12 protein-coding genes are annotated in these 10,521 nt (G+C 44.1%); 2 read left to right on the forward strand and 10 right to left on the reverse strand.

Features of this window, described 5'->3' with window-relative positions; translation table 11 throughout:
• Nucleotides 1–52 precede the first annotated feature (52 nt).
• The 5 genes from hutG to hutP all read right to left on the reverse strand — a co-directional run bounded on the left by hutG (nt 53) and on the right by hutP (nt 5,921).
• Nucleotides 53–994: a formimidoylglutamase gene (gene hutG, locus EP737_RS18440; RefSeq protein WP_129729680.1), complete on the reverse strand. Its 942-nt coding sequence runs from the start codon at nt 992–994 to the stop codon at nt 53–55.
• On the reverse strand, nt 976–2,238 hold the full coding sequence (hutI, locus tag EP737_RS18445; RefSeq protein WP_129729682.1) for an imidazolonepropionase: 1,263 nt from the start codon (nt 2,236–2,238) through the stop codon (nt 976–978). The genes hutG and hutI overlap by 19 nt, the downstream gene beginning before the upstream one ends.
• 1 nt (nt 2,239) lies before the next feature.
• Nucleotides 2,240–3,892 (reverse strand): urocanate hydratase, encoded by a 1,653-nt coding sequence (gene hutU, locus EP737_RS18450; protein WP_129729684.1) that lies wholly within the window; start codon nt 3,890–3,892, stop codon nt 2,240–2,242.
• Nucleotides 3,889–5,382: a histidine ammonia-lyase gene (gene hutH, locus EP737_RS18455; RefSeq protein WP_129729686.1), complete on the reverse strand. Its 1,494-nt coding sequence runs from the start codon at nt 5,380–5,382 to the stop codon at nt 3,889–3,891. Before hutH ends, hutU begins: the two co-directional genes overlap by 4 nt.
• A 98-nt stretch (nt 5,383–5,480) precedes the next feature.
• Nucleotides 5,481–5,921, reverse strand: coding sequence for a histidine utilization transcription antiterminator HutP (hutP, locus tag EP737_RS18460; RefSeq protein WP_129729700.1), 441 nt, complete (start codon nt 5,919–5,921; stop codon nt 5,481–5,483).
• A 160-nt stretch (nt 5,922–6,081) separates the two neighbouring features.
• On the opposite strand from hutP, the gene EP737_RS18465 reads away from it, so the two are divergent.
• Nucleotides 6,082–6,513, forward strand: coding sequence for a DUF2621 domain-containing protein (locus EP737_RS18465; protein ID WP_129729688.1), 432 nt, complete (start codon nt 6,082–6,084; stop codon nt 6,511–6,513).
• A 28-nt stretch (nt 6,514–6,541) separates the two neighbouring features.
• On the opposite strand, the gene EP737_RS18470 is transcribed toward EP737_RS18465, so the two are convergent.
• Together EP737_RS18470 and EP737_RS18475 are read right to left on the reverse strand one after the other, a co-directional pair.
• Nucleotides 6,542–7,048 carry a CcdC family protein gene (locus EP737_RS18470; RefSeq protein ID WP_129729690.1) on the reverse strand — a complete coding sequence of 169 codons (507 nt, stop codon included), beginning with the start codon at nt 7,046–7,048 and terminating at the stop codon, nt 6,542–6,544.
• Between the two features lie 180 nt (nt 7,049–7,228).
• Entirely contained in the window at nt 7,229–7,936 is a 708-nt protein-coding gene (locus EP737_RS18475; RefSeq protein ID WP_129729692.1) for a cytochrome c biogenesis CcdA family protein, read from the reverse strand.
• Between the two features lie 481 nt (nt 7,937–8,417).
• On the opposite strand from EP737_RS18475, the gene EP737_RS18480 reads away from it, so the two are divergent.
• On the forward strand, nt 8,418–8,630 hold the full coding sequence (locus tag EP737_RS18480) for a hypothetical protein (RefSeq protein ID WP_129729694.1): 213 nt from the start codon (nt 8,418–8,420) through the stop codon (nt 8,628–8,630).
• 236 nt (nt 8,631–8,866) lie between these two features.
• On the opposite strand, the gene EP737_RS18485 is transcribed toward EP737_RS18480, so the two are convergent.
• From EP737_RS18485 to EP737_RS18495, 3 genes are all read right to left on the reverse strand, one after another.
• A complete protein-coding gene (locus tag EP737_RS18485) occupies nt 8,867–9,085 on the reverse strand; it encodes a YneF family protein (protein WP_129729696.1) in 219 nt (72 codons plus the stop codon).
• Nucleotides 9,086–9,171: 86 nt separating this feature from the next.
• Nucleotides 9,172–9,618 carry a sporulation inhibitor of replication protein SirA gene (sirA, locus tag EP737_RS18490; protein WP_129729698.1) on the reverse strand — a complete coding sequence of 149 codons (447 nt, stop codon included), beginning with the start codon at nt 9,616–9,618 and terminating at the stop codon, nt 9,172–9,174.
• A gap of 432 nt (nt 9,619–10,050) precedes the next feature.
• The coding region (locus EP737_RS18495; RefSeq protein ID WP_281278906.1) for a transketolase-like TK C-terminal-containing protein at nt 10,051–10,521 on the reverse strand (471 nt) is incomplete at its 5' end.

Here is a 10,521-nt window from a genome sequence, read left to right on the forward strand (position 1 = left end):
TTTAAAAACACCCCCGCTTATGAGCTGTGCTCCTAAGCGGGGGTGTTTTCAGCTATAATCGCTCCAAAACAAAACTCATGACGATATGTGCAGCAATTCTGCTCGTCATATCTCGAAAATCAATCGTTGGATCAATCTCTACAATATCTACAGCTCCGACAAGAGGTTCTTTTCCAAGCAATGCCGCTGCCTCAAGCAGCTCCCGGCTATGCAGCCCCCCAGGACCGATGGCAGGACACCCAGGCGCACAAGCTTGATCCAGTACATCCATATCAATAGAAACGTATATGCTGTCTACACGGGTACGCAGCTTTTCAATACTCTCCTGTACAATGTCCGTTACCGCCCGGTTCCCTAGCTGCTTCATTGTGTAAACGGTTACTCCTTTTGCAAGAGCATATGCATGATATGCCTTGGCATTTGAAAAATTGCGGATGCCAATTTGGATTATATTCTCCCCTTCTACCACGCTATGTTCAAGCAGATTCCGAAACGGTGTACCATTGGATGGTCCGCCGTCCTCCATATTTCGCAAATCATGATGCGCATCAAATTGAATAACGCCAACCCTCCCTCTTCCCTTTGCAAATCCGCTAATGCTAGGGAAGCTAATAGAATGGTCGCCTCCAAGGATAATCGGTATCGCTTTTTCATACCGTTCTGTTAATAAAGAAACGGCATGCTCTATTCGTTTATGGTTCTCCAGTATGTTTGTAACATGCATCTCTATATCCCCGCAATCTAATAGTACGCTGTCTGCAGCATCCTTTTCATCCTCTATGTGATACGTTGTATATAATCCTAGCATGCGTCGAATCGCATGCGGAGCAAAGGACGCGCCAGAATGACTGATGGATGACTTCGATAATGGGACTCCAAGAATAACAGGGCCTATGAGCGCTTCTGCTCCATCCCAATCCTTGAGAATGTCATTCCATCTTGTTACTTCACGATCAGAAAATGCGGCATGTTTTTTTACGTATGGAATGCGCAAGCTTCCTCACCTCGCTGATAGACGACTTTTCCATGTTTCCAAACGGTTCCAGCATGATTCACGCCAAAATGATACGGAATGTACGCATAATGATACGCATCCCAAAGAACAGCATCAGCAAATCGTCCGACTTGAATTTGTCCTGCCAAGCTTCCTCGGTGAATTGCATGTGCCGCATTTACCGTTACAGCATTCCAAATTTCCTCTGGTGTCATCTTCAGCTTCAGGAGCGCAAGGCTCATAATCAGCTGTATATTTTCTGTTGGGCAGCTGCCTGGGTTAAAGTCTGTGGCAAGTGCAACAGCTGCACCTGCTGTAATCAGGCTGCGTGCCTTGGCATAACGATCCTTATTTAAATAAAATGTGGTGCCGGGTAAAAGGACCGCAATCGTATCAGAAGCGGCAAGCATTTCGATACCTTTCTCGGAAGCACCGCACAAATGATCAGCCGAGGCTGCCCCAAGCTTTACAGCTGCCTCTGTTCCACCAATCGAATGAATTTCGTCCGCGTGCATCTTTACATGGAAGCCAAACTGTTTAGCCTTTTGCAAATAGGCCTTTGCTTCCTCTACCGTAAACACACCCGTTTCACAAAAAATGTCAACAAATTCAGCCATTCCTTTTAGCTCCGGCAATATCTGAATCATCGATTGCAAAAATGCCGCCGCATTTCCCTCATATTCTTTCGGAAGTGCATGTGCACCTAAAAAGGTTGGGACAAGATCTATAGGGTGCTCCTGCTGAAGCATTTGTATCACCTGCAGCTGCTTCCACTCCGTTTTTCTATCTAAGCCGTAACCACTTTTTGCTTCCGCTGTTGTAACACCATAGGACAGCATCCGATCAAGATGTCCCTTCGCTTTCCTTTTCAGCTCCTCCACACCCAGCTGCTTTGTCGCTTGTACAGTGGAGTAGATGCCGCCGCCCCGCTTTAAAATCTCTAGGTATGGTACGCCCTGCAGCTTTAACGAGATTTCATGCTCCCGAGAGCCGCCAAATACAACATGTGTATGAGGATCTATCAGACCTGGCGAAACAATCCTGCCCATGCAATCTACTACCTTCTCCGCTTTAAGCTGCTTCGCCTCTTCCATCGATCCAACAAAAGCAAATCTTCCATCTTTTATCCCTACTGCACCGTTCTCGATAAGGGGAAGCCTCCCCATTGCTTCCCCTTTTAACGGCTTCTCTCCATGATTCATCGTGAGCAGCTGCCCAATATTGATAAGCAATGTATCCAGCATGTTATTCCCCCATCATCGGAATGTTTATCCCATGTCTCTTTGCTGTTTGCTTAGCCAGATCATATCCTGCATCCACATGCCGCACGATTCCCATACCAGGATCAGATGTTAATACTCTTTCCAGACGTTTAGCGGCGGCCTCCGTGCCATCGGCCACAATCACCATCCCCGCATGTAAAGAATACCCCATTCCCACTCCTCCGCCATGATGAACAGATACCCAGCTCGCACCATTTACACTATTAATCATTGCATTTAAAATGGGCCAATCTGCCACAGCGTCACTTCCATCCTTCATCCCTTCTGTTTCTCGATTCGGCGAAGCAACAGAACCGCAATCTAGATGATCGCGACCAATCACGATTGGAGCAGATAGCTCTCCCTTTGCAACCATTTCATTGATGATTTGACCAAACCTTGCCCGTTCTCCGTAGCCTAGCCAGCAAATACGAGCTGGTAAGCCTTGAAACGCAACCTTTTGACGAGCTTCCCTAATCCAGCTGCATAAACGATGGTTGTCAGAAAACTCGCGTAAAATTACTTCATCTGTTTTATAAATGTCCGCAGGATCTCCCGATAAAGCAACCCAACGAAACGGTCCCTTTCCTTCACAAAATAGCGGCCGAATGAACGCTGGCACAAAGCCCGGAAAATCAAATGCATGCTCCACCCCTTCATCATACGCTATCTGTCGAATATTATTGCCGTAGTCAAATACAACCGTCCCCCGCTTTTGCAGCTCGAGCATCGCCCCTACATGATGCGCCATGCTTTTTTTCGCAAGTGAGATATAAGCCGATGGTTGCTCGCTTCGCAGTGATTCTCCCTTCTCTAACGACATACCTGCTGGCAAATAGCCATGCAGCGGATCATGAGCCGATGTTTGATCAGTCACCAAATCAGGGGTAAATCCCCTCTTCACAAGTTCAGGGAGTACATCTGCCGCATTTCCTAATAGCGCAATCGACAACGGCTTCTGTTTTTCCTTATATTGCCTTGCAAGAGCAATCGCTTCATCTAAAGAAGCTGTCATCCTGTCACAATATTTCGTTTGAATCCGCCGCTTAATGCGCTGTGGATCAACTTCAATAGCGATTACAACACCGCCATTCATTGTCACTGCAAGCGGCTGTGCTCCTCCCATTCCCCCAAGCCCTGATGTTACTGTAATCGTCCCCTTGAGCGTTCCTTGAAAATGCTGCCGTGCTGCCTCTGCAAATGTTTCATACGTTCCTTGTAAAATACCTTGTGTTCCGATATAAATCCAGCTTCCTGCCGTCATCTGTCCGTACATCATGAGACCTTGTTTCTCTAGGTCACGAAAATGCTCCCACGTCGCCCATTTGGGAACGAGATTGGAATTTGCAAGCAATACACGAGGCGCATCTGCGTGGGAGCGGAATATAGCAACCGGTTTTCCAGATTGAACAAGCAGCGTCTCATCTTCTTCCAGTTGCTTCAACGATTCAACAATCGCGTGAAAGCTCTCCCAATTGCGAACCGCTTTTCCGATTCCGCCGTATACAACTAGCTCCTCTGGTCTTTCAGCAACCTCTGGGTCTAGATTATTTAGCAGCATACGCAAGGCAGCCTCCTGCACCCATCCCTTCGTCTGCAATGTTGTTCCGCGCGGTGCCCGAATATGTTTCATCATACGATCTCCCTCTTTTCTGCTTGTAGCCACTTCGCCACATTCTCTATGTCATAAGAAAATATGCGATCCTTGACAATAGGCGGGACAATCTTTCGGCCTTCTTTATATAGCTCCCTCGTCTTCGCACTCATATGTTCCACCCCCCGATACTGCACAGCCTGCATAGCGCAGATTAGTTCGATGGCTAATACACGCCGGACATTCATTGTAATTTGATAAGCGTGACGAGCACCGATTGTCCCCATGCTCACATGATCTTCTTGATTCGCGGAGGAGGGGATTGAGTCAACGCTTGCCGGATGGGCGAGCGTTTTATTTTCTGACACGAGGGAAGCTGCAACATATTGCAAAATCATCACTCCAGATTGCAGTCCAGGCTGCGGACTCAGAAACGGCGGTAAATCATTCAGCTGTGGATTCACAAGACGTTCAATACGCCGTTCGGAAATATTAGCAAGCTCCGCCATCGCAATGCTTAAAAAATCTAGAGCAAACGCAATCGGCTGCCCATGAAAGTTACCGCCGGAAAGCACTTTATCACCGTCCGCAAACAAAAGCGGATTGTCAGTTGCCGCATTCATTTCAATCTCCAGCTTTTCTTTTACATAACCAAGCACCTGCCACGTCGCACCATGCACCTGTGGAATGCAGCGAAGGGAGTACGCATCCTGTACACGCAGGTCTCCTTGATTTGTAACGAGCTTGCTGCCCGTCAAGATCAGCCGCATTCGCTGCGCTACACGAGTCTGCTCAGGGTAGCCTCTAGCTAAGTGTATGCTCTCATCAAACGCATCTATGATTCCCCTTAAGCCTTCCAGCGTCATAGCCGCAATATATTCTGACTGATAGGCTAGCACTTCGCCTTCTAGATACGTAACGACTCCCATCGCTGTCATCGCCTGTGTACCATTAATGAGCGCAAGTCCTTCCTTTGCCTGTAAAACAATTGGCTGCAGCCCTTCTTTGGCAAGCACCTTCGCTGTACGCTGCCGCTTTCCTTTATAAAACACCTCTCCCTCGCCAATCAACACGAGCGCAAGATGAGAAAGGGGCGCCAAATCTCCACTTGCGCCAAGAGAACCTTGCTGCGGAATAACAGGATGAATACGGCGGTTGACGAGCTCAAGCAGCAGCAAAATAACGTCAGGCCGCACCCCCGAGTATCCTTTTAATAATGTATTGGCGCGCAGCACAAGCATAGTGCGCGCCACTTCTTCGGGAAACGGCTCTCCCACTCCGCACGCATGGGATTGAATTAAATATTGCTGCAACCGCTGTGTATCCTCCTTTCCAATCAATACATCGCTAAACTTGCCAAATCCAGTCGTAATCCCATACACAATCTTCTCATCAGCAACGATCTCTTCAACCACTTTGCGGCAGCTCCGAACGCGCTCCATACTTTGCGGGCAGGCTGCAGCAGCTTCCCCCTTATACAAAATGCAGCGCATCTGTTCCATCGTAAGAGACTCCCCTGTTAATACAATCATCCTCGCTCACCTCTTTTAGGCAAAAAGGGGCCTTGTCATGCAGGATTACACCACCCCGTATGACAAGGCCCCCTTCTATTCTCATAAACTATGGGCTATTATATATGATTAATCCCAAGTCCGATTGCCTCATGCTCAGAACCTCGAACCGGTGCACCAATTGTGCCGTAAAGTGCAACAGCAAGCCAATCTCCTTCTTGTTTGCGATCGTACGGATTGCCTCGCACAATCGCAAATCGAAGCCCAACGGTACGGAGCACATCTCCTAACTGTACTTGCCCTCTTGTTACTCCGTACAGCGCTTCCATAATCGCATGATACAACGCATGTGTTTCTCGATATACATCTGTTTCTATAATATGCGAACTTTTAGCGGCAGTTTCCATAGCAGCAACAATTTTTTGCGAATTCATAGACCCGACCTTGCCCGTGCAATACCGCCATCCATTTGGAAGCGGAGTAGCTAACGTTTCTCCTGCATCTGCCAGTGCAAAAAGCATAGCAATGCGGCCGATTCGATTGCTTTCTTGCAGCATAATACCACCCCTTTTTCTTTGCATATGCGGCATATACATCCTGTATACCAATTAAGACAAGACTTGTTAACAGCAGCCCCGTCTTGCCTTTATACAGGTGCCAACTTTATAATAAAGTTAGCAATCTATGAAAACTTTTTAGTCATACAAAGGGGGATGTGCATTGCTTACAGGGTGGTTCAGCTGGTTCATCGTCATTTGGACAGTTATTTTATTAAGTCTTATGTCAATCGGCGGATATTTTATGTTTCGAAAGTTTTTGAAACGGCTGCCAAAGGAAGACGGCAAATCCATTTTAGACTGGGAATACTACTATATTGAACAAACTCGGCATATGTGGGAAGAGGAGCAAAAAACATTGCTAGAGGAACTCGTCAGTCCCGTTCCAGAGTTGTTCCGTGATGTGGCACGCTCGAAAATCGCCGGAAAAATCGGAGAGCTCGCTTTGCAGGAAAAGGCTGTAAGCATTACACAAGACCTCATTATTAAAGGCTATATTCTTGCTACTCCAAAACGCGACCATAAGTTTTTAGTACAAACACTTAAGAAAAAGCAAATTGATTATTCTCCCTTTCAAGCATTGCTGTTTAAATGAAAAACCTCAGTTATCCGACTGAGGTTTTTTACGTGAGCTTTCTATCTTCATCAAATTGCAAAGGGTTCGTCTTTTTCAGCTCTGCCTCTATCGTTTTGTACGAACGATACATCGCAACCCGCCATGATATAATCATAGAGAAGGCAAGAAGGAAAAACATACCGCTTAGCTGTCCAAAATCAATTGTTTGACTTAAATATGTTTTAAATGCAATCCGCACAACGAGCAAGCCGAGCAAAATACCTGCAAACGCCTTAGAACGCTGCAAATAAATCTCGTTCCCGCGCACTTCAAACTTGGAGGTTTTAATAAGAAAAATAGAGAAAAATAAGCCAACCGCTATAGATTCTGCCATTTCTGCAGGCGTAATTCGAAACTCAGGAACAACATACATCAATGCCCCTGTGCTCATGAAAATAGGGGGTAAAATAATCTTTTTTAAGGATGCAGGCTTTTTTGCCGCTTTAAACCGGACGAACATCACACCTATTCCCATTAAAACAGCCACAATGCTCGATAGAAGTATTGAATTCATCCCTCATCATCCTTTTTCTGGAAATTTAATCCTGTTCTAGCTATTATAGCACCATAGCCATGTAAAGAAAACTCGCCAATTGGCGAAGACATGGGCGTAATTTGCACTTACACTGCATTTCTAAAATTTCCGATTGAGTCAAATCTACTTCTAGCCGGAAATTTATATTTTCTTACAGTGTTAAAAACCTTTAAAGCCACCGAATACATCGACAAAAAATATAGTAATTCCTGTCATAGCGTCAAAATATAACAGCACACCCATAAGCACCATTACATAGCCGCCCACCTTAACAAGTCTTGCACTATACTTTTTAATCCATGTCATTCTCGTAATAAAGAACGACAAAACGAAAAATGGTATTGCAAATCCTAGGACATAGGCTATCATATACAGCAGCGCTGACTCTGGATTCGTAGCTGATAATGCTATCACCGATACTAAAATCGGACCTGTACAAGGCGTCCATCCTGCCGCAAATGCAATTCCAATCACTACAGAACCAAAATAGCCGGATGGCCGATTTTGAAAGATGAACTTCCGATCCCGCATCAAAAATTCCGGCTTGAATACACCAACAATAACAAGTCCAAACAAAACGATAAAAATAGCACCTAGCTGTCGAATTAAGTTTTGATAATCCATAAAGAACTTTCCAACCAACGAGGTTCCGAAACCAATGGCAATGAAAATAATAGAAAATCCGAGAAGAAAACATGCTGTATGCAGCATCCCCCGCTTTTGCAGCATCCCTTGCTCCTCTTTCAGCTCCGATACAGACATTCCCGTTATATAGGATAAAAAGGCCGGATACAACGGTAAACAGCACGGAGATATAAAGGACAAAAATCCCGCACCAAACGCCAACAATACATTTATATCCTGCATAAGCTCTCCCTTCCGCTCGTCCTCTCCTCTTGCAGCAAACCATTCCTTGCAGCTTAATAAAAAGAAATATACCTGTCTTATGTACGTATGTTCCCTACTTTTTCATTATACACAATTTTTAAGCAAAATAAAGAAAACTCACCTCTGTCTTCGCCCTGCCCCCCGGGCGAAGACAGAGGTGTAGTTGCACTTATACTGTATTCCTAAAATTTCCGACTACGTCGAATTGGCTCCTAGCTAGAAATTTATTCTCTCTTACAGTGTAAAGAAAACCCACCGATTCGCAAGCCCTGTCCCCCGGACGAAGACAGAGGCGAAGTTTCCTAAAAACCCCTTCTATGTCGAATTCGCTCCTAGCTGGAAATTTATACTTTTTACAGCGGAACAGATATACTTAAAGTCTTTCTTTATAGTAAGAAGGAATAGGCTCAAAAATGGAGAATACTAGAAAATATTCTTTTTACGAGAGGAATGATAAGATATGATTTTCTCGTATTCCGTCCAATATATGTTTAGGCAAGGACCTCGCACGATTCAGGAAGAATTAACTGTCTTTGCATCGTCTGAAATTCACGCGATTCAAAAGGTTGCAGATGAGGTAACGCGCCGCTTCGGCTCTCCTCCATCTCTGCACATTCACACTGTACACAATCAATCCCCTATACTCACACAGCAAACGATTCCTTATCTATAATACCTCATCAAGATCTACCACATAACCTACATTGATCTGATTATTTTCTCAACATAATGCTTTGTATTTGCAGCTCCGATTGAATTAAAGCAGACAAAGCAATGATTTTTACATTTCTTAGCTTCACCTAACCAGCAGCCGCTCTCTCAGGAGCGGCTGCTTCTATAGAACGTTTTATATCAAAATCCTCATACATAAAACGAAAAGACACTCCAAGTTCGAGTGTCTTGTCCGCTTTATTTCGTTTGTTTGCTCATAGCCTGCATCATTTGATTGATTTTCTTTTGAGACGGCTTTTGTCCCATTTGCATCATCATCATTTTTAACATTTGTTCGTTAATAGGCGGGTTTTTTTTCAAATAGTCCATCATATATTTACGAGCGATGAAAAATCCTAGCGCTACGCCTGCCGCTAATGCAAGAATGCCCACTAGAACAACGACCCAAACTGACATACGGTTTCCTCCTTCATGTTGTCTACATTACAGTGTACTAGAACGTCTTACAGAAGACAAGATTTGTACGTCATATTTTTTCATACTTATACGTATTTTCTTTCTTGCTTAATTGGATTTAGCCAGCCACACTGTTCTGCGGTATATTCCATAGCAAGAAACGTCATTTCGTTCTTTCTTAGTATTTCAAAAAATATCATTTCTACTTCTAAATTACCTACGGATTCAAGTATGGCATATTGTGGCTTAATGGTAAGTGTCCCGCACACATCCCCGCTTGCCGAAGAAAGGGTGTGAACATTCACAGCTCTTTTATACAAGTGGCTTGACAAAAGCGACTGCTCGACACGATGGTGCAGCTTTAACTGCGGCAGCGGTTTCGTAATGTATTGGATTTGTTTATATAACATTTTCTTATCTGATAAGGAACGAGCGCGAGTAAACCGGACAAACAGATCAAATAACAAATGTTCCCTTCCGAAGTACGACTTGGCAATATCATCACGAATTAAATACAAATGATATACTTTCATCTTCTTTCCCCCTCGCATGAGACAAGCCCCTTTTTTACGATTATATAAAAGCATGCACAAAAGAAGTGTCTTACCATGGAGAAAGAAAGGACTATTTCTGTCGAAAGAACTGTTTTTCATAGGCTACATTAGTTTCCCCTTAAAATTCAGCCTTCTTAATCAGAGTATGCAGATTTTATTAATGTGAGGTGTTTTTTAATAACCGGTTGTATTCATACCAGAAATCTTCATGCAGTTCTTTGCCGAAGTCATCAGAAATTCATTTTTCTTTTGCGTTATGGAATAACCTTTTGTGTTCCTTTCAGTTTTATAAATAACGAATTGCTTTCCTTAAAATATTATATGCTATTTTCGTAAAGATTGTTTTTCCTGACCAACTACTAAAGACCGAAAAAAAAATCTCCCCATAGTGGAGAGATTTTTTTCTAAAAATTACAATGCTTTTACTTTCGCAACAACATTTTCTACTGTGAAACCATACTCTTCCATAATCTTTTCACCTGGTGCAGAAGCGCCGAATGTATCGATACCTACTACGTCACCATCTAAGCCTACATAACGGTGCCAGCCAAGTGTAGATCCCATCTCGATTGCAAGACGTTTTGTTACCGCTCTTGGAAGAACTGACTCTTTGTATTCTTTTGATTGCGCTTCGAACAAATCAAAAGATGGCATGCTTACAACAGATGCATCAATACCGTCTTTTGCTAGTGCAGCTTGTGCTTCTACTGCTAGGTTTACTTCAGAGCCTGTTGCAATCAGAATCGCATCTGCTGTTGCTTTCTTGCTTGGTGAAACTACATATGCACCTTTAGATACTTTGTCATATGTGTTTTCTACCGCACCCTCTAACGCAGCCAAGTCTTGACGAGTTAACACAAGAGCTGTTGGTTTGTTAGATTC

This window comes from Ectobacillus funiculus, from assembly GCF_004138295.1.
GTDB classification, from domain to species: Bacteria; Bacillota; Bacilli; order Bacillales; family Bacillaceae_G; genus Ectobacillus; species Ectobacillus funiculus.